Source organism: Dryocola sp. LX212 (assembly GCA_041504365.1).
Classification (GTDB): Bacteria; Pseudomonadota; Gammaproteobacteria; order Enterobacterales; family Enterobacteriaceae; genus Dryocola.
In genome coordinates, this window is the sequence record CP167917.1 from 3,379,260 (window position 1) to 3,398,842 (window position 19,583).

Here is a 19,583-nt window from a genome sequence, read left to right on the forward strand (position 1 = left end):
TCCATTTTATTCCGTGAGCGCCTGTCCGTTTTCGACCAGATCATCCAGCGGCTGCGGATGGCCAATCAGGTAACCCTGCATGTAATCAATACCCAACCGCAGCACCGCTTCCTGCACTTCTTCGCTCTCTACATATTCCGCTACCACCTGCATTTTCTTCATTCTTGCCAGCTGGCAGATAGACTCGACAATCTGATAGTCCAGGCTGCTGGTGAGGATATTGCGGATAAAGCTACCGTCAATCTTGAGCATATCCGCATGAATATCTTTCAGGCGTGCATAGCTCGCGTAGCCCGTGCCAAAATCGTCAATAGCGACCCGGCAGCCCATGCCCTGCAATGCGGAAAGCGTCATGTTCGCCTGGTCAAGATTAGTTAGCGAGTCACTTTCCGTTACCTCAAAGATAAGCTGCCAGGGCTCGATATTATATTGCTTCAGCAGCACCCTCACCTCCGCAGGGAGCTGGGCACGTCCGGCCGAGGCAGGCGTAAGATTTATGGAGAAACGACAGCCGGGCATCGCTTCCCGGCACCGGTCCATAAACTGCAGCGTCGCTTCCAGCACCCAGCGATCGATTTTCGACGAAAGGCCAAACTCATGGGCCACCGGCAGGAAGCTATCCGGCAGGACGGTTGCCCCATCGGCATCCTTCATGCGGATCAATATTTCGTGGTAATGATCCCCACGGCTTCCCTGAATACGCTGCGCCATTAAGACAAAATCGCCGTTATCGAGGGCAACCTGGAGCCGGTTCATCATCGCCACTTTGTTTTTCACGGCTTTCTGAACCTGCCCTGAAGCTTGCTGCAACAGATTTTCCGGGTGGGAGGTCGTCAGCGACAGCTCAGCCATAGTGCTTAGCTCACCAAGCAGCAGGTACAAATGGCTGACGGGCTGGCGAACATAACAGTAGCTGATCCCCACCTGCGGCTGAAGCGGCATATCATCCCAGGTAAAGCGGAACTGCTTAACTCGCCGGTCAATAATCTCAATTCGCTCTTCGTGAGACTCACCGTGAAGCCGCACCGCCAGATCGTGACCGGAAAGATTATAAACCTTTTCATTCACGCGCAGATGCTGGCGAAGGTACTCGGCAAACTGCTGCTTGTACTGGATACGCAGCAGAACGCCGTAATGTCGGCCCAGCAGTTCAAGTTCGGGAATGGATAAATAAGTTAAGGTGGACCAGGGATAGCGGCTTAAATCACGCGTCAAAGCGCGCAAGTTTGGCATTTGGGTAATCGGGTCGATGAAGGCCACGCGCCTCGCTTTAGAGTGAAGAAGACGCTGCCGCGTCGTCACGGCTGCCATGGTGTAAATGGTCAGCGAAAATACGGCATAGCAGGACGTTGCAATGGCCAGGTGCAGCTGAAAGCCAATGTCGGGCAGCAAATAGTTATGAAAACCGCTACAAAGCACAAGTAAAATGATCGACCAGATCGTAGTAATAAATAAGTAGCCAAAACGCATGGCCCCCCACAGCATCACGGGCAAAATAAGCGTCAGGGTATAATCGGTTTTAAAAATCGACCCCGTCTGGCTGTCTGGCAGCAACAGTAAATTGACCAGCGTTATCAGCATTACCGCCCAAATGACAAATTCCGTTTTGCTTACGCCGTGTTGTGCCTGGGCACGCATACGAGACCAGAAGACCAGCACAAAGCGCGGATGGCGTATGGCACGAATAATGGTGTAGAAAAATGGCATGCCCGTCAGGCATCCTACCAACACGGCCTGGAAATTAATCAGGGTTCGCGGCTGTAAAGGATTCTCCATCACCATTTTCATGACTGGCTCATACCAGCCGAAAAACACACCAATCTGATAAATAAATAAGAAAATTGTAGTGTTAAATAATACCAGCCAGAACATGCGTTGCAGGGTAAGGTAGATAACGCCAAAAATAATCGCGTTTCGACGCGGCACATAGGCACGATAGCCGCTGTAGCTAAGGGCAATGGGAACAATAAAATGCACGGCGGCGAAAAAAGCGATGAGTTCGCCTTTCACTGGAATGTAGCGAATGAGTAGCGCCAGCATAATGCCCGGCAGGGCCGCCCAGCCGAAGATAACGGTGCAGGCCGTCATCAGCCCCAGCGGCATATAAATAAGGAATACCCGACCGCCGTCCATGACCGTATTGGCATTAAACCAGGCAGCCAGCGGAAGCAACAGGCACGGCATAACCAGGGGCATCGCCCACCATTTATTTTTATATGTTTTGTACCAGTCAGCAAAGTGCATAGTGAGTCGCCAGAAATCCCATTAATATTGTCTGGGTGAAGGTCAGAAAGGATGCCAGCCTGCCTGCGCTAATATGAAAAGGGTCAGGTATGAAATGAAGATTTTAGTTAGGGAAAGGTCATGAGAATTGATGCAGATCAATTTATGATGAAAGTTGCGTCAGGAACCAGAATATTCCAGGATACGCAGTAATAAAATATCGCCTTTCATACTAAAGAAACATTTATCTATCAGTCCGTCCGTCTTCATTGACGCTCTTTTACACGATTACGAATTGACCCAGCCGCCGTGCTATGCCTAAATATCAGCGTCGCCCGCAGCTGTCGGGCTAATCCAGAGACCATTTGCGTGACACAGGTTACGAGTATGCGAAGACGACACCGGTTTAACAGCCGAATGACCCGCATTATTCTTCTTATCAGCTTCCTTTTCCTTTTTGGACGTTTTGTCTACTCCTCGATTGGCGCCTGGCATCATCACCAGGACAAAAAAGCGGACGCCCAGCAAAGCAGCCTCTCCGTGGATAACACCAACCGGTAACCCGCCCCGTTAAGCAAAATAACGCTGCCTCTGGCCAGTGAGCTTTGTCACGCCTGTCGTTCGTGAATACCAGACAAAAAAACGGGCGGCACATGGCCACCCGATTTATTTACGGCGTGAGGGTTATTCCCACTCAATAGTTGCTGGCGGCTTGCCAGAGATATCGTAAACCACGCGGGAGATACCGTTAACTTCGTTGATGATGCGGTTGGAAACGCGGCCAAGGAAGTCGTACGGCAGGTGCGCCCAGTGCGCGGTCATGAAGTCGATGGTTTCCACTGCACGCAGGGAAACAACCCAATCGTACTTGCGGCCATCGCCCATTACGCCCACGGAACGAACCGGCAGGAACACGGTGAACGCCTGGCTCACTTTATTGTACAGATCCGCTTTGTGCAGCTCTTCGATGAAGATAGCATCCGCGCGGCGCAGCAGATCGCAGTACTCTTTCTTCACTTCGCCCAGCACGCGCACGCCCAGACCTGGCCCCGGGAACGGGTGGCGATACAGCATATCGTACGGCAGGCCCAGCTCCAGACCAATTTTACGCACTTCGTCTTTGAACAGCTCTTTGAGCGGCTCAACCAGCCCCATCTTCATCTCTTTCGGCAGGCCGCCCACGTTGTGGTGAGATTTGATGACGTGCGCTTTACCCGTGGCGGAGGCCGCTGATTCGATAACGTCAGGATAGATAGTGCCCTGCGCCAGCCACTTCACGTCTTCCAGGCGCAGCGCTTCTTCGTCAAACACTTCAACAAAGACGCGGCCAATGGTTTTACGTTTTGCTTCAGGCTCATCGATGCCCGCCAGCTGGGAAAGGAAACGCTCTTCCGCAGGCACGTGAACGATGTTCAGGCCGAAGTGGTCACCGAACATTTCCATGACCTGCTCGGCTTCGTTCAGGCGCAGCAGGCCGTTATCCACGAATACGCAGGTCAGGCGATCGCCAATGGCGCGGTGCAGCAGCATAGCGGTTACGGAAGAATCCACGCCGCCGGACAGGCCGAGAATCACCTTGTCGTTACCCACCTGCTCGCGCAGACGAACAATGGCATCTTCGATGATTTTTGCCGGCGTCCACAGCGCTTCGCAGCCGCAAATATCCAGAACAAAACGCTCCAGCAGGCGCTGTCCCTGACGGGTGTGGGTGACTTCCGGATGGAACTGAACGCCGTAGAAACGCTTCTCTTCGTTGGCCATAATGGCGAACGGGCAGGTTTCGGTGCTGGCAACGGTCACGAAGTCAGACGGGATGGCCGTGACCTTGTCGCCGTGGCTCATCCAGACGTCCAGCAGGGGTTTACCGGCTGCGCTCAGGGAATCTTCGATACCGCGCACCAGCGCGCTGTCGGTTTTAACTTCAACCTGCGCATAACCAAATTCACGCTCGTTAGAGGCTTCTACATGGCCGCCAAGCTGCATCGCCATGGTCTGCATGCCGTAGCACACGCCGAATACCGGGACGCCTGCGGTAAATACATATTCCGGCGCACGCGGGCTATTTTGCTCGGTGGTGCTTTCCGGGCCGCCGGAAAGAATAATGCCGCTTGGGTTGAATTCACGGATTTGTGCTTCAGTGACATCCCACGCCCACAGCTCACAGTAAACGCCCAGCTCACGCACGCGTCGCGCTACCAGCTGGGTGTACTGAGAACCGAAATCGAGGATCAGGATGCGATGTTTATGAATGTTTTCCGTCATTGACGCTAATTCCGAGGCAAGTGAAACAGAGAAAGTAAATCGCCCGCATGTGCGGGCGATGAAGAATCAGGAGCCCATACGGTAATTCGGGGACTCTTTAGTAATGGTCACGTCGTGCACGTGACTTTCCTGGATGCCCGCACCGCTGATGCGTACAAATTCCGCTTTGGTGCGCAGGTCGTCGATGGTAGCACAGCCGGTCAGGCCCATACAGGAACGCAGGCCGCCCATCTGCTGGTGAACAATCGCTTTCAGATGGCCCTTGTAAGCCACGCGGCCTTCGATACCCTCAGGAACCAGTTTGTCCGCCGCGTTATCAGTCTGGAAGTAACGGTCAGAAGAACCTTTAGACATTGCGCCCAGTGAGCCCATACCACGGTAAGATTTGAATGAACGCCCCTGGTAAAGTTCGATCTCGCCCGGAGACTCTTCGGTACCGGCCAGCATGCCGCCAACCATTACCGCCGAGGCACCCGCCGCGATGGCTTTTGCAATGTCGCCGGAGAAACGAATACCGCCATCGGCGATGACCGGAATACCCGTGCCTTCCAGCGCTTCGACAGCGTCTGCAACAGCCGTAATCTGCGGAACGCCAACGCCGGTGACAATACGTGTCGTACAAATTGAGCCAGGGCCGATACCGACTTTCACCGCGCTGACGCCAGCATCAGCCAGAGCACGAGCACCCGCCGCCGTTGCAACGTTGCCGCCGATGATTTGCAGGTCAGGATATTTGGCGCGGGTATCGCGAATACGCTGCAGAACGCCTTCGGAGTGGCCGTGAGAGGAATCTATCAGCAGGATGTCCACGCCAGCAGCTACCAGGGCGTCGATACGCTCTTCGTTGCCTGCGCCTGCCCCTACGGCAGCCCCAACGCGCAGACGGCCCTGGTCGTCCTTACAGGCGTTTGGTTTACGCTCTGCTTTCTGGAAGTCTTTTACGGTGATCATGCCGCGGAGATGGAACTGGTCATCAACAACCAGCGCCTTCTCAACGCGCTTTTCATGCATTTTTGAAAGCACCACGTCGCGTGCTTCGCCTTCTTTCACGGTAACCAGACGCTCTTTCGGGGTCATGTACACGCTAACAGGCTGATTTAAATCGGTAACAAAACGCACGTCGCGGCCGGTGATGATACCGACCAGCTCGTATTTCTCGGTAACGACAGGATAACCAGCAAAGCCGTTGCGCTCGGTCAGTTCTTTCACTTCACGCAGAGTGGTGGTTGGCAGCACGGTCTGCGGGTCGGTTACTACCCCGCTTTCGTGTTTCTTCACGCGTTTGACTTCTTCAGCCTGGCGCTCAATCGACATATTTTTGTGAATAAAACCAAGACCACCTTCCTGGGCAAGGGCAATGGCCAGACGTGCTTCGGTCACGGTATCCATAGCTGCGGACAGCATAGGGATATTCAGACGAATAGTTTTGGTCAGTTGGGTGCCGAGATCCGCCGTGTTAGGCAGAACGGTGGAGTGAGCTGGAACGAGGAGAACGTCATCAAACGTCAGTGCTTCTTTGGCGATTCGTAGCATGGCAATATCTCAACCTGGGGTGAATGAGAACAGATAAAATATTGCCGTGGCATTATACAGAGCGTAATCGGTTGCATCTACATTTTTTTACCAAAAATCCTTGCCACTCGCATTATGGCAGGTACTATTGACCGAATAACCTGCTGATTTAAAATTTGATCCAGCTCACATGCCAATCGCAAATTCTCCCTCAATTTTTACCGTCAGCCGTCTCAATCAGGCGGTCCGTTTGCTGTTGGAACAGGAAATGGGTCAGGTCTGGATCAGCGGCGAAATCTCTAACTTCAGCCAGCCCTCCTCCGGCCACTGGTACTTCACGCTGAAAGACGATACCGCCCAGGTTCGCTGCGCGATGTTCCGTAACAGCAATCGTCGGGTGACCTTCCGGCCGCAGCACGGCCAGCAGGTTCTGGTTCGCGCCAATATCACGCTCTATGAGCCTCGAGGCGATTACCAGATAATCGTTGAGAGCATGCAGCTGGCGGGCGAAGGTCTGCTTCAGCAGCAGTACGAACAGCTCAAGCATCGCCTGACGACTGAAGGTCTGTTTGAGCAGCAGTACAAAAAATCCCTGCCCAGCCCTGCTCGCCAGGTGGGCGTAATTACGTCCAAATCCGGCGCGGCCCTGCATGATATTCTGCATGTACTGAAACGCCGCGACCCCTCATTGCCGATTGTCATTTATCCCACCTCCGTTCAGGGCGCAGATGCCCCTGCTCAGATCGTTCGCGCAATCGAACTTGCCAACCAGCGCGCTGAGTGCGACGTACTGATTGTCGGGCGCGGCGGCGGCTCGCTGGAGGATTTATGGAGTTTTAATGACGAACGAGTAGCCCGCGCTATTTTTGCAAGCCAAATCCCGGTCGTTAGCGCCGTAGGGCACGAAACTGATGTCACGATCGCCGATTTTGTCGCAGATTTGCGTGCTCCTACACCTTCTGCTGCGGCAGAGATTGTCAGCCGTAATCAGCTTGAATTATTACGTCAGATCAAGTCCCAGCAAACGAGGATGGAAATGGCGCTGGACTACTATCTCGCCCAGCGAACGCAGCGATTCACTCGCCTGCAGCATCGCCTTCAACAACAGCATCCTCAGCTTCGTCTGGCCCGTCAGCAGACCGCGCTTGAGCGTTTGCAGCAGCGCCTGAGCGTCGCGATGGAGAGCAAGCTGCGCCGTTCTGGCCAGCAGCAGCAGCGTCTGGCCCAGCGCCTTAACCAGCAGCAGCCGCAGGCACGAATCCACCGCGCACAGACCCGAATACAGCAGCTGGAATATCGTTTGTCGCAGGTTTTAACGGCCCGGCTAAACAGCACCCGACAACGCTTTGGAACGGCGCTGGCACAGCTCGAAGCCGTCAGCCCGCTGGCAACGCTTGCCCGTGGCTATAGCGTCACAACGGCGACAGACGGCAAAGTGCTAAAAAAGGCAAAACAGGTGAAATCCGGGGATACGCTGACAACGCGTCTGGAAGATGGCTGGGTGGAGAGTCAGGTTACCGGCATTACGCCGGTTAAGCCTATCCGCAAGCGTAAACCTGCGGCTAAAAGTTAGCGCTTACTGCACGATGGGAACAAACTCGACGCGCTTTTTAGAAATCAATCCGTGGCCGTTCTGGCAGAAATAATCCACCGCGCCGCAGGCCTTCAACACTTCCAGCGGCTGATGGCAGTCCGGGCAGCGGGCTACCAGTCTGAAATCCTGATTGCAGCTTTCGCAGTGGCCGCCGCCGTCGATCTCCTGTAGCTGCTTGTCGCAGATTGGGCAGTTAAGTTCCATGATTTCTCCTCAAAGAAAACGGGAGCGCTTTGCTCCCGTTATGAATTACTTGCTCTTTTTAATATGCTTGATCAGGCGCTTACGCTTACGCATCTGGTTCGGCGTCAGGGTATTACGCTTGTTGGCAAACGGGTTATCCCCTTCCTTGAACTGGATGCGGATTGGCGTCCCCATGACGTCCAGCGACTTACGGAAGTAATTCATCAGGTAGCGCTTGTAAGAGTCCGGCAGGTCTTTCACCTGGTTGCCGTGAATTACCACGATTGGCGGGTTGTAACCACCAGCGTGCGCATACTTCAGCTTCACGCGGCGACCGCGAACCAGCGGTGGCTGGTGATCTTCTGATGCCATGTTCATGATACGGGTCAGCAGCGCGGTGCTCACACGACGTGTTGAGCTGTCGTAGGCTTCGCGTACGGATTCGAACAGGTTGCCAACGCCGCTGCCGTGCAGTGCAGAGATGAAGTGTACGCGGGCAAAGTCGATGAAGCCCAGACGGTAATCCAGGGTCTCTTTCACCTGTTCGCGAACTTCGTTGCTCAGGCCATCCCACTTGTTGACTACTATTACCAGTGAGCGCCCACTATTGAGGATAAAGCCCAGCAGTGAGAGATCCTGATCGGAGATGCCTTCGCGGGCGTCAATGACCAGCAGCACGACGTTAGCGTCTTCGATAGCCTGAAGCGTTTTAATTACGGAGAATTTCTCAACGGTTTCAGTGATTTTTCCGCGCTTGCGTACGCCCGCAGTATCGATCAGCACGTATTCACGTTCGTCACGTTCCATCGGGATGTAGATACTGTCGCGGGTGGTGCCAGGCATGTCGTAGACCACGACGCGGTCTTCACCGAGGATACGGTTAGTTAGCGTTGACTTACCAACGTTAGGACGCCCGACAATAGCCAGCTTAATCGGCAGATCCTGAGGATTAAAAGCTTCCTCTTCTTCTTCCTCTTCGGCCTCGTCATCTTCGGTGACAATGCCGTTTTTCGCGTTAAATGCCGCCCAGTAGGCCGCATCTTCGTCGATTTCTTCTTCCGCTTCGCGAGGGTTAACTTCATCGATGAACGGCATCAGCACGTGTTCGAGAAGCGTGGTGACACCACGACCATGGGAGGCAGCGATTGGATGGATTTCGCCAAGACCCAGGGAGTAGAAATCGATAACGGCCTGATCCGGGTCCATGCCATCAGTTTTGTTCGCCACCAGGAAGGTTGGCTTCTGACGCGAGCGCAGGTGTTTAGCGATGGCTTCATCGGCAGGCATCAGGCCCGCACGAGCGTCCACCATAAACAGCACCACATCCGCTTCTTCAATCGCCAGCAGCGACTGAGTAGCCATATGCGTTTCAACGCCGTCTTCCGTGCCGTCAATACCGCCGGTATCGATAGCAATAAATTCGCGTCCTTCCACTTCTGCACGACCATACTTGCGGTCGCGAGTCAGCCCCGGGAAATCCGCGACCAGCGCATCACGGGTACGCGTTAAGCGGTTAAACAACGTGGATTTTCCGACATTAGGGCGCCCGACAAGCGCAACCACAGGTACCATTATAAAAGCCTCATTACTCAATAATTCATCATCAAACGACGTGTAAATACGCCGTTTCTTAAAAACAGGAAACGGCTCCCGGACTTAGGGAACCGTTTCGAACTCACAACTTACTCAGGGCAAGTTTAGCGTTTGATCGAGTACAGCGTACCGTCTTTCGCCTGAATCAGCAGTTTGTCACTGGCGACAACCGGCTCGGTCTGGAAGCCGGAGCCGTCCATTTTTTGCTGAGCAACAAAGCGGCCATCGTCGGTGTTAATCCAGTGCATGTAGCCTTCGCTGTCGCCTACGACCAGATAGCCGTTGTACAGTGCAGGGGCGGTAAGGTTGCGGTGCAGCAGATCGCTCTGCGTCCACAGCGTCACGCCGCCTTCTGCGTTGAGAGCAATTACGCGGTCGCTCTGATCCACCAGGAAGATGCGGTTGGCATCAACGATGAAATCGTTAACCGAGCCCAGCTCACGCTTCCACATAATCTGCCCGGAGCGCAGATCCAGCGCGGTCAGGTTACCGTTATAAGCCAGCGCGTAAACCACGCCGTTGACGATAACTGGCGTCGTATCCACATCGCTCAGGCGATCGATTTCGGTCGCGCCTGTGGCCTGGGAAATACGCTGCTGCCAAATCAGCTGGCCCTGTTTCATCAGCACTGCGCTGACGCGTCCGTTGTCACCGCCCACAATCGCTGCGCCAAAGGCAACGGATGGAGCAGATTCTCCCCGTAGGGACAACGCCGGCATATCGAGGTTGACGGTCCAGACAAGCGCGCCATCCGTTTCGTTCATCGCCTGCAGCTGGCCGTTGCTGGTATGGATCAGCACTAAACCATCGCTGACCACCGGACGAGACAACACTTCACCCGCCGCTTTGCTCTGCCATGCAATGCTGCCATCGGAGGTGTTGAGCGCATAAACCTGCGCTTTTTCACTACCAATATAGACATGTGCACCATCAACCGTTACGCCACCGGAAAGCAGTGCCGGGCGATTGCTGGAGAAGAAACCGGTTTTTTCTGACAGGTCAACTGACCAGACTTCTTTACCGTCATCAGCATTAACCGCTTTCACGGTACCGCGACGGTCCGCAGCATAGACGTTGCCGTCCTGCCACGCCGGGTGCAGGTTGGAATAGAAGTCTCCTATCCCGTTGCCCACCGACGTGCTCCACACTTTTTCTGGTTCGAACTGATTTTCAACCGTTGGCAGCGGAGACATTTTAACAACATCTTCTTCGCCGCTGAACAACGAACAGCCGCTGAGCAGCGTCAGAGAAATCAAACCTGGCACAAGTAATTTACGCAATTGCATCGTGTCCCTCTTAGCTGGACAAATTATTGATTTTCATCTGCATCATTTCACGCAGTGCAGGAGAGGCATCGGACTGGGCGCCTTTGCTCCACGCATCGCGCGCACCTTGCTTGTCCCCTTTGCTGAGCAGAGCTTCACCACGCATATCCGCGACGATGGCCACCCAGCCTTCACCTTTGATCCCATCCAGGGTCTTCAGCGCGGCGTCAGCTTGTTTTAATTGTACCTGGACACGAGCCAGACGCAGATTGATCAGCGCCTGAAGATTCGCATCTTTGGTTTTGCTCAGACTCTGCTGCAGCTGCGCCGCAGCTTTGGCAAGATCATTTTTATTGGCATACGTTTTTGCCAGCTCAAGCGAGGTCAGCGCACCGTAGGTGTTGTCCGTTTCAGCAGCAAATTTTTCAGCAGCGCTGAGCGTTGCCGGTTGATCGGCTTGCACATTGCTGGTGACGGTTTGATATTCCATAGAGGATGCCATTGCGGAATCAACCTGGTGGCTGTTCCAGTAGCGCCAGCCAACCAGCGCGCCAATCCCCAGTACGACACCAACCACCAGCGCTTTGCCGTTTTCGGCAAAGAAGCGTTTTACCGCTTCCATCTGATCGTTTTCGTTCTCGTAAATTTCCACGCGTCCTTCTCCTTAACGATTAATCACCGGGGAAATTAACCCAGTAGCGCCTGCAGATGCGCCACCGTGTTTTGCTGTTCCACGGTTTGCTGCTCACCTGTGCGCAGATCCTTCACAACGACCAGACCTTTAGCAACTTCATCTTCACCCAAAACCAGCGCGGCGCGTGCGCCCCACTTGTCTGCGCGAATGAACTGTTTCTTAAAGTTGCCGCCGCCATAGTTGGTCATCAGTTTCAGCGTCGGGATCTGGTCACGCAGCTGCTCTGCTAACAGCATGGCCGCTGCCTGAGTCCCTTGACCCGACGATATCAGGTATATGTCGACAACAGGTTCTGCTTTAAATTCAGGGTTTATCGCCTGAACCAGTAAAACAAGACGCTCAAGCCCCATGGCGAAGCCAACAGCAGGTGCCGCACGGCCACCTAACTGCTCAACCAGACCGTCGTAACGGCCACCAGCACACACGGTTCCCTGGGAGCCAAGGCTGGTTGTGACCCATTCGAACACGGTACGGTTGTAATAGTCGAGACCACGTACCAGGCGCTGGTTCACGGTATAGGCAATTCCGGCTGCGTCAAGGTACTGGCAAAGGCCGGCGAAATGCTCACGGGACTCCTCGTCAAGGTAGTCCCCCAGTGCAGGCGCATCGTCTAACAGCGCCTGAACGTCAGGGTTTTTAGAATCCAGCACGCGCAGCGGGTTGCTATACATGCGGCGCTGGCTGTCTTCGTCTAATTTATCTTTGAACTGCTCCAGGTAGGCAACCAGCGCTTCACGGTATTTCGCGCGCGCTTCCAGCGAACCGATAGAGTTCAGTTCCAGGCTAACATGCTTATCAATACCCAGCGCACGCCACCAGCGAGCGGTCAGCATGATTAATTCGGCATCGATATCTGGCCCCTGCAGGCCAAAGACTTCCACACCCAGCTGATTGAACTGACGATAGCGCCCTTTCTGCGGGCGCTCGTGGCGGAACATCGGCCCGATGTACCACAAACGCTGTTCCTGATTGTACAGAAGACCATGTTCAATACCGGCGCGCACGCAGCCCGCGGTGCCTTCAGGACGCAGGGTCAGGCTGTCGCCGTTGCGATCCTCAAAGGTGTACATCTCTTTTTCAACCACGTCGGTGACTTCACCGATGGCGCGTTTGAATAACGGGGTCTGCTCTACAATCGGTAAACGGATTTCGCTATAGCCGTAGCTACCGAGTACCTGTTTGAGGATGCCTTCAATGCGCTGCCAGATGGCGGTTTCGCCCGGCAGGTAATCGTTCATGCCGCGAATGGCTTGAATATTTTTTGCCACGTTTGTTCTCTGTCGTTTTATACAAAAAATGAACCCGAAATCAGTTTCTTCGCTACTGCAAAAAAACCAGCGGGTTCAATCATACACGGGAAGCCTTGTGCTTCCCATGTTTCGCGTTATTTTTCCAGTTGCTGGATGCTGATTCGCTGCTTCTCATCGAGCATGCTGGCCTTGGCACGGATGCGCGCTTCAAGCTGGGCAATCATATTGTCGTTGTCCATGCGCTCTTTCTGACGCACGCCATCTTCGTAGAAGCCGCTTTTTTTGTTGCCGCCAGTGACGCCGAGGGTGGAAACCAGCGCTTCACCCGGCCCGTTGACCACACAACCAATAATCGAGACGTCCATTGGGGTGATGATATCTTCCAGGCGCTCTTCAAGGGCGTTAACGGTGCTGATGACGTCAAATTCCTGACGCGAACAGGTTGGACAGGCGATAAAGTTGATACCACGAGCGCGGATGCGCAGTGATTTCAGGATATCGAAGCCGACTTTGATCTCTTCAACCGGATCCGCCGCCAGAGAGACACGCAGCGTATCGCCGATTCCTTCCGAAAGCAGCAGCCCGAGGCCGATCGCGGATTTCACGGAGCCGCTGCGGAAGCCACCAGCCTCGGTGATCCCTAAGTGCAGCGGCTGATCGATCTGTTTTGCCAACAGGCGATAGGACTCCACCGCCAGAAAAACGTCGGATGCTTTTACGCTGACCTTGAACTGATTGAAGTTAAGGCGATCAAGATGATCGACGTGACGCATAGCGGACTCTAGCAGCGCCTGAGGCGTGGGCTCACCGTACTTCTCCTGAAGATCTTTCTCCAGAGAACCGGCGTTCACCCCAATACGAATCGGAATGTTTTTATCCCGCGCGCAGTCGACAACCTGGCGGATACGTTCTTCGCTACCGATATTGCCCGGGTTGATGCGTAGGCAGTCAACGCCGTATTCAGCAACCTTAAGGGCAATGCGATAGTCAAAGTGGATATCTGCAACCAGCGGGACGTTAACCTGCTGCTTGATCAATTTGAAAGCTTCAGCCGCGTCCATCGTGGGAACAGAAACGCGCACAATGTCCGCCCCGACCCTTTCTAACGCTTTAATCTGATTGACCGTGGCTTCAACATCCGTAGTACGGGTGTTGGTCATGGACTGGACGGCGATAGGGGCCCCATCGCCGATTGGCACATTCCCGACATAGATACGTGTAGATTTTCTACGCTGAATCGGGTTTTCGTTATGCATTACAAGTCTCCACAATTACACGTCTCGCCGATGGCGATTATTCCGCACTGACGGTCAGACGGGCAACCTGGTTAGTTCTGATAAAGCGACTCAGATCGACAGGCTTCCCCTGGAACTGAATCTGTACTGCTGCCGGCGCACCGATTTTTAACTTATAAGGTGCCTGACCCGTTAAATTTAAGTTGCCGTCTTTACGCTGCATGCCGCTGAACAGTTTTTTTCCCGTTGCATCGGTCACTTCCAACCAGCAGTCCGCATTGAAGTTCATCACCAGAGCGTTTGCATCCACAGCAGGTTGCGTTGTGGCGGCAGCCTGATCCGTTGGCAACGTTGTTGCCGCGTCTGGCGCTGGGGACGTTTGTGCATTGTCGACCTGTGCCTGGCTTGGAGAAATAACAGTGGAGTTATCCGCTGGCGTCTGCTGTGGCGCGGTCTGGGCAGTGCTGTCAACTGGCGCAGGTTGAGCCTGTGGTGCTGTGGCTGGCGCAGTTTCCGCCGCTGAAGTATCAGGGGCAGATGTGTTATCGCTGCCGGTATTCAACGGTACAGATTGCCCGGTAGCCGTGTTCCCTGCAGAAAGCTCTGCAGAGGACTGATCGGCCATAGTTGAGATCTCTTCCTGCTGCGCTTTATGGTTTTGCCACCACCATGCGCCCGTCAGGCCAATGACCACGAACAGCACCAGCCAGGTGAAACTCATTAACCAGCCGTCACGTTTTTTGCGACGCTTACCCAGCGCAAAGGTCTGCATTGGGGCGACTTTTGCTGCCCTGATCGGCGCCTGTTTCTCCATCATCGGCAACAGTTCTTCCTCTGGAATATGAACCAGACGGGCATAAGAACGGATATAGCCGCGCAGGAAAGTAGACGCCAGTTCCGCAGGTGCTTTGTCGTCTTCAATATCCCGAACGGTAGAAACCTTCAGACATAACCGTTCAGCCACCGCTTGCTGGCTGAGACCGAGTTGCTCACGAGCATTACGTAAACGAACGCCTGTGGTTTGTGCTGCATTTGTTTCTTGAGTGGCTTCAGTATTCATTAGCTACAACTGCTGGTACGGTTCAATTGAGGAATTAGGCACGAGCCTGTATTGCAACACATCCGCTACGCTACAGTTACCCGAACCACGAGACTAATCTGGCACCTAAGGGGTAAACCTTCAGTCAATCACGCCCGACACTATAAATATTGAGTATTAAGGCACTGCCCGAGGCTGCAAGTATTCATGCTGCCGCTTCTGTTAACCATAGACTGCATTTTCAAATGCTGTCGGTAACGTTTCACACTGCCTACCCAAACGCCTGGCGCTAAACTGTTGTTGTGCGGCTACATACTGCCTTAAAGCGCAAAGAAACGCACCGTAATTATTGACCTGAATCAGGTACCGATTCACCTGACCCAATATTGGTTATAATTTGGCGTTTTTTTTGCACCGGGCAGCGCAAAATTTACGCTACCCGGTCGTAAGTAACTGCTTATCAGACTGCTTTTACATCAATTGGTTCACCCTGCATGCGTTTGCGCAGGGTACGCTTGGTGCGGTCAATAACTTCACCCGCTAATTGGCCACAGGCAGCATCAATGTCATCACCACGGGTTTTCCGCACGATAGTCGTAAAGCCGTAGCTCATCAGAACTTTAGAGAAACGGTCGATACGGCTGTTAGAGCTGCGGCCATACGGTGCCCCCGGGAACGGGTTCCATGGGATCAGGTTAATTTTGCACGGCGTATCTTTCAGGCATTCTGCAAGCTGATGTGCGTGCTCGGTGCCGTCGTTGACATGATCAAGCAAAACGTATTCAACGGTGACACGGCCCTGATTGGCGTTGGATTTCTCCAGATAGCGACGTACGGCGGCCAGGAACGTTTCGATGTTGTACTTTTTGTTGATCGGCATGATTTCGTCGCGAATATCATCCGTCGGCGCGTGCAGGGAGATGGCCAGCGCCACATCAATCATATCGCCCAGTTTGTCCAGCGCAGGAACCACACCGGAGGTAGAGAGCGTTACGCGACGTTTGGACAGGCCAAAGCCGAAATCGTCGAGCATGATTTCCATTGCCGGGACAACGTTATTCAGGTTTAGCAGCGGCTCGCCCATGCCCATCATCACTACGTTAGTGATAGGACGCACGCCGGTCTTTTTCTGAGCACCAATAATTTTCGCCGCACGCCACACCTGGCCGATAATTTCAGATACGCGCAGGTTACGGTTAAAGCCCTGCTGCGCCGTGGAACAAAACTTACACTCCAGCGCACAGCCAACCTGGGATGAGACGCACAGCGTGGCGCGATCTTCTTCTGGGATATACACGGTTTCAACCAGCTGATCGGCAATCCTGATAGCCCATTTAATGGTGCCATCGGCAGAGCGCTGCTCTTCGGCCACTTCAGGTGCGCGAATTTCAGCGACCTCTTTCAGCCGGTTACGTAGCACCTTGTTGATGTCGGTCATCTCATCGAAGTCATCACTGCAGTAGTGATACATCCATTTCATAACCTGATCGGCACGGAACGGTTTTTCGCCCATCTCGGCAAAGAATTCCCGCAGTTGCTGACGGTTGAGATCCAACAGGTTAATTTTTTCAGATTTACCAGGCGCTACGGCCACAGGCATCTGGGAGGTGACAGTTTGTTCAGACATATTTTTTTCCGGCCTCGTTGTTACACGTTACGGCCCCAGGAGGGTTAAAAAGAGACGCCCCGGAGAGTTGGCTCATCCGGGGCGCAGCATTGTACAAATTCTATGGCACGGATGCCACGACTGAAAGCGGCATCACTTAAATAAAGTGTAAAGACCGCTCACAGTGGACACCTAATTAACGCGTGCGGGAGCACACTTCGCCTTCTGAGAAGAAGTAGGCGATTTCGCGAGCCGCTGATTCCAGGGAATCAGAACCGTGGGTACCGTTCTCGGTGAAGCTGTCAGCGTAATCTGCACGCAGCGTACCAGCCAGTGCGTTAGCTGGGTTGGTGGCGCCCAGGATGTCACGGTGACGCTGAACGGCGTTTTCACCTTCCAGCACGCTAACAACGATTGGGCCAGAAGTCATGAAAGCAACCAGACCATCAAAGAAAGGTTTGCCTTCGTGTTCAGCATAGAAACCCTGAGCCTGCTCGGAAGTCAGATGCAGCATTTTAGCGCCAACAATTTTGAACCCAGCTGCTTCGAAGCGAGCATAAATGTTACCAATAACGTTTTTTGCCACCGCGTTTGGTTTGATGATGGAAAAAGTACGTTCAATAGCCATGATTACCTCTGTGTTTGTTCTGTTTGCACCGGGTTACCCGGTTATGAATTGGCGCAGATTATAATGAGCATCACGGGCGTTGCCTATGGATGAAGATAACATTTTTTTAAAATAAGACTAATGTCGGCAACACTTTTAACCCGAACGGGCAAAAAAAGGGGTTTCTCACTGCAAAGTAAAGGTCGCTGCGGCGACCTGGCCCGCCTCGTCGAGCACCAGAATCTGATAGCGACCAGGATTTTCCAGGGTCAGCGCTACGCCGGGATGGTTATCCCCAACGGCATCGCCGTTTAAAAACCACCAGCGTTCACCCTGCCCTCCCTGACTCATTATGCGCAGCGAAAGCTGCGTCTGCCCGGGTAAGCGTTTTAAAATAGCGCCCTCGCGTATGCCTAACAACAACAAAGGCGTAACGTCATCTTTCTGCAAAGGAGGACAGGTCGTGGATGCAGAAGGCAAACGCGCAGCCCTGCGCTCTGCTGAAGGTAGCCACGGCTCCAGCGGCAGCGGCCAAAGAGAAATGTTACGATCCGTTGCATCAGGACAGTCTGCCGCCACCCGCTGACCCTGGCCATCCAGCCAGACCGTCTGCCGGGTACCCTGAATACTTTCCTGTCCGGGTGCCTGCAGCGTAGGCGGCTCGCTTTTATCCAGCAGCCATCCCGAAAGCCTGCGGCGACAGTTGCTGTCCCCGGCTGGCAAATTTTGTCCGCCGGGCCAGCATATCTCCCCTTGTGAAACTGACGCGGGGCGCGGATCGGTGGGTAAGCGAGCCTGCTGAAAGCCTGACTTTGCCTGCAGTAAATTGTTCACCTGATTAAGCAGCGGGACTGCGCTACCCAACCCAAACTGCCCGGCGACCGGCGTACTGTCTGGCCGACCAGTCCAGACGCCGATAATGTAGCGGGAGTTAAGCCCGATAGCCCAGGCATCCCGGTAGCCATAGCTTGTGCCGGTTTTAAAGGCTAGCGGCACTACGGCAGGTAACGTGGAGTCTGGCTGCGGCAGAGCTTCACCAGCCAGGATCCTACGGATTATCCAGGCCGCTCCCGGAGAAAGCAGCGGGCGCTCAACTAACGGCTGGCCCGGCTGGATGCGTAACTGCGCAGCCCGTCCGTGGCGAGCAAAAGCGCTATAGGCGGCAACCATCTGGTCAAGACGCGCCCCGCCGCCGCCTAATATCAGAGATAAATTAGGTTCACTCCCTGCCGGAAAGCGCAGATCCAGCCCGACGTTGCGTAATTTCGCGGCAAAGCGTTTTGGACCAAAAGCATCCAGCACCTGCACCGCCGGCAGATTAAGAGAGCGAACCAGCGCTTCACTCATGCTGACCGGCCCGTGAAAGCCAGTATCAAAGTTTCCGGGCCGATAATCACCGAATCGTCGGGGAACATCCTGTAACAGGGATGACGCATGGATGAGCCCGTCGTCCAGCGCCATGCCGTAGACGAAGGGCTTCAGTACCGAGCCTGGGGAGCGGACAGCCGTAACCATATCAACGTGCCCGAAGCGGCTGTCATCGTTGATATCTGCTGATCCGACCCAGCCTCGCACTTCCATGGTCGTATGATCAACCACCAGCAGCGCCAGCGATGAACGGGGCGGCAACTGCCCCTTCCAGTTCATCGCTACTTCTTCAAGCTGCCTCTGTAAGGAAGCATCCAGCGTAGTGGCAACTTTGCGAGCATGAGTATGGCTGGCGATGTAGCGGGAAAACAGAGGTGCCAGCTGAGGCATCTGCCTCGGGGCTAACCAGACGGGTTCTTCCAGCGACTCGTTGACCTGCTTTGCTGTCCAGACGCCCTGCACTGCCATGCGGCGCAAGACTTTGTTACGCGCGGCTTCGGCCCTTTGCGGCCAGCGGTCCGGACGCAGGCGGCTGGGGGCCTGCGGTAACACAGCCAGCAGTGCGGCATCTGAATAACTTAGCTGAGCAGGCGATTTACCCAGATATGCCCAGCTTGCCGCGCCAACGCCCTGCAACGTGCCGCCAAAGGGCGCACGATTAAGATAAAGCGTCAGGATCTGCTCTTTAGAAAGGTGCCACTCCAGCTGTATTGCCCGCCAGACCTGACGGATCTTGCCGCCGAAAGTCCGTGGATGCGGATCGAGCAGCCGTGCTACCTGCATGGTCAGGGTGCTCCCGCCCGAGATCACTTCCCCACTGCGAAGATCCTGCCAGGCCGCACGAAGGATTGCGAAAGGGTTGATCCCCGGATGATCCCAGAAGAAGCGATCCTCATAGTTAATGAGCGCTTCAAGATAGCGAGGCGAAACGTCACTAAGCGTTACCGGATAGCGCCAGATACCTTTTTCATCGGCAAAGCGCCATAAGGGAGTACCGTCCACAGCAACAACAACGCGAGCGGGGTGTACTTCCGCGAGAGGAAGTGGCCAGCATTTATCCGCCAGCCACACGCTTAGCATCAGTAACACCGGCACCACGGTAAAAAGATAGCGGCGGCGCCAGCGGGCTAATTTAATCACCTCAACACCGGA

At 54.3% G+C, this 19,583-nt stretch carries 15 protein-coding genes; 2 read left to right on the forward strand and 13 right to left on the reverse strand.

Annotated elements, in window-relative coordinates; genetic code table 11:
• Positions 1-6: 6 nt before the first annotated feature.
• Positions 7-2,244: an EAL domain-containing protein gene (locus ACA108_16345; protein ID XEX94924.1), complete on the reverse strand. Its 2,238-nt coding sequence runs from the start codon at positions 2,242-2,244 to the stop codon at positions 7-9.
• 348 nt (positions 2,245-2,592) lie between these two features.
• Here ACA108_16345 and ACA108_16350 point away from each other — a divergent pair, with 348 nt between their 5' ends.
• The gene (locus ACA108_16350) at positions 2,593-2,784 is read left to right on the forward strand and encodes a YfgG family protein (GenBank protein XEX94925.1); all 192 of its coding nucleotides are present in this window, start codon (positions 2,593-2,595) and stop codon (positions 2,782-2,784) included.
• Positions 2,785-2,907: 123 nt separating this feature from the next.
• On the opposite strand, the gene guaA is transcribed toward ACA108_16350, so the two are convergent.
• Both guaA and guaB read right to left on the reverse strand, forming a co-directional pair.
• The gene (guaA, locus tag ACA108_16355; GenBank protein XEX94926.1) at positions 2,908-4,485 is read right to left on the reverse strand and encodes a glutamine-hydrolyzing GMP synthase; all 1,578 of its coding nucleotides are present in this window, start codon (positions 4,483-4,485) and stop codon (positions 2,908-2,910) included.
• A gap of 66 nt (positions 4,486-4,551) precedes the next feature.
• On the reverse strand, positions 4,552-6,018 hold the full coding sequence (gene guaB / locus ACA108_16360) for an IMP dehydrogenase (protein XEX94927.1): 1,467 nt from the start codon (positions 6,016-6,018) through the stop codon (positions 4,552-4,554).
• Between the two features lie 169 nt (positions 6,019-6,187).
• Between guaB and xseA the strand changes: the two genes are divergently transcribed.
• Positions 6,188-7,570 (forward strand): exodeoxyribonuclease VII large subunit, encoded by a 1,383-nt coding sequence (gene xseA, locus ACA108_16365; GenBank protein XEX94928.1) that lies wholly within the window; start codon positions 6,188-6,190, stop codon positions 7,568-7,570.
• Positions 7,571-7,573: 3 nt separating this feature from the next.
• On the opposite strand, the gene ACA108_16370 is transcribed toward xseA, so the two are convergent.
• From ACA108_16370 to pbpC, 10 genes are all read right to left on the reverse strand, one after another.
• On the reverse strand, positions 7,574-7,795 hold the full coding sequence (locus ACA108_16370; protein ID XEX94929.1) for a zinc ribbon domain-containing protein: 222 nt from the start codon (positions 7,793-7,795) through the stop codon (positions 7,574-7,576).
• A 45-nt stretch (positions 7,796-7,840) separates the two neighbouring features.
• Positions 7,841-9,346, reverse strand: coding sequence for a ribosome biogenesis GTPase Der (der, locus tag ACA108_16375; protein ID XEX94930.1), 1,506 nt, complete (start codon positions 9,344-9,346; stop codon positions 7,841-7,843).
• Positions 9,347-9,471: 125 nt separating this feature from the next.
• A complete protein-coding gene (bamB, locus tag ACA108_16380) occupies positions 9,472-10,653 on the reverse strand; it encodes an outer membrane protein assembly factor BamB (protein ID XEX94931.1) in 1,182 nt (393 codons plus the stop codon).
• A gap of 10 nt (positions 10,654-10,663) precedes the next feature.
• Positions 10,664-11,284: a YfgM family protein gene (locus tag ACA108_16385; protein ID XEX94932.1), complete on the reverse strand. Its 621-nt coding sequence runs from the start codon at positions 11,282-11,284 to the stop codon at positions 10,664-10,666.
• 35 nt (positions 11,285-11,319) lie between these two features.
• Positions 11,320-12,594 carry a histidine--tRNA ligase gene (gene hisS, locus ACA108_16390; protein ID XEX94933.1) on the reverse strand — a complete coding sequence of 425 codons (1,275 nt, stop codon included), beginning with the start codon at positions 12,592-12,594 and terminating at the stop codon, positions 11,320-11,322.
• A gap of 116 nt (positions 12,595-12,710) precedes the next feature.
• On the reverse strand, positions 12,711-13,832 hold the full coding sequence (ispG, locus tag ACA108_16395; protein ID XEX94934.1) for a flavodoxin-dependent (E)-4-hydroxy-3-methylbut-2-enyl-diphosphate synthase: 1,122 nt from the start codon (positions 13,830-13,832) through the stop codon (positions 12,711-12,713).
• A gap of 37 nt (positions 13,833-13,869) precedes the next feature.
• On the reverse strand, positions 13,870-14,871 hold the full coding sequence (rodZ, locus tag ACA108_16400; GenBank protein ID XEX94935.1) for a cytoskeleton protein RodZ: 1,002 nt from the start codon (positions 14,869-14,871) through the stop codon (positions 13,870-13,872).
• Positions 14,872-15,310: 439 nt separating this feature from the next.
• Complete coding sequence (locus tag ACA108_16405) at positions 15,311-16,477, reverse strand: bifunctional tRNA (adenosine(37)-C2)-methyltransferase TrmG/ribosomal RNA large subunit methyltransferase RlmN (protein ID XEX94936.1); 1,167 nt, start codon at positions 16,475-16,477, stop codon at positions 15,311-15,313.
• Positions 16,478-16,652: 175 nt separating this feature from the next.
• Complete coding sequence (ndk, locus tag ACA108_16410; protein ID XEX94937.1) at positions 16,653-17,084, reverse strand: nucleoside-diphosphate kinase; 432 nt, start codon at positions 17,082-17,084, stop codon at positions 16,653-16,655.
• A gap of 165 nt (positions 17,085-17,249) precedes the next feature.
• Positions 17,250-19,571: a peptidoglycan glycosyltransferase PbpC gene (pbpC, locus tag ACA108_16415; protein XEX94938.1), complete on the reverse strand. Its 2,322-nt coding sequence runs from the start codon at positions 19,569-19,571 to the stop codon at positions 17,250-17,252.
• Positions 19,572-19,583: the final 12 nt, after the last annotated feature.

Coding starts and splice junctions, on each gene's coding strand:
- xseA (XEX94928.1), top strand. CDS start 6,188: ATGCCAATCGCAAATTCTCCCTCAATTTTTACCGTCAGCCGTCTCAAT.
- rodZ (XEX94935.1), bottom strand. CDS start 14,871: ATGAATACTGAAGCCACTCAAGAAACAAATGCAGCACAAACCACAGGC.
- ndk (XEX94937.1), bottom strand. CDS start 17,084: ATGGCTATTGAACGTACTTTTTCCATCATCAAACCAAACGCGGTGGCA.
- bamB (XEX94931.1), bottom strand. CDS start 10,653: ATGCAATTGCGTAAATTACTTGTGCCAGGTTTGATTTCTCTGACGCTG.
- ACA108_16370 (XEX94929.1), bottom strand. CDS start 7,795: ATGGAACTTAACTGCCCAATCTGCGACAAGCAGCTACAGGAGATCGAC.
- der (XEX94930.1), bottom strand. CDS start 9,346: ATGGTACCTGTGGTTGCGCTTGTCGGGCGCCCTAATGTCGGAAAATCC.
- ACA108_16405 (XEX94936.1), bottom strand. CDS start 16,477: ATGTCTGAACAAACTGTCACCTCCCAGATGCCTGTGGCCGTAGCGCCT.
- guaB (XEX94927.1), bottom strand. CDS start 6,018: ATGCTACGAATCGCCAAAGAAGCACTGACGTTTGATGACGTTCTCCTC.
- guaA (XEX94926.1), bottom strand. CDS start 4,485: ATGACGGAAAACATTCATAAACATCGCATCCTGATCCTCGATTTCGGT.
- ACA108_16345 (XEX94924.1), bottom strand. CDS start 2,244: ATGCACTTTGCTGACTGGTACAAAACATATAAAAATAAATGGTGGGCG.
- ispG (XEX94934.1), bottom strand. CDS start 13,832: ATGCATAACGAAAACCCGATTCAGCGTAGAAAATCTACACGTATCTAT.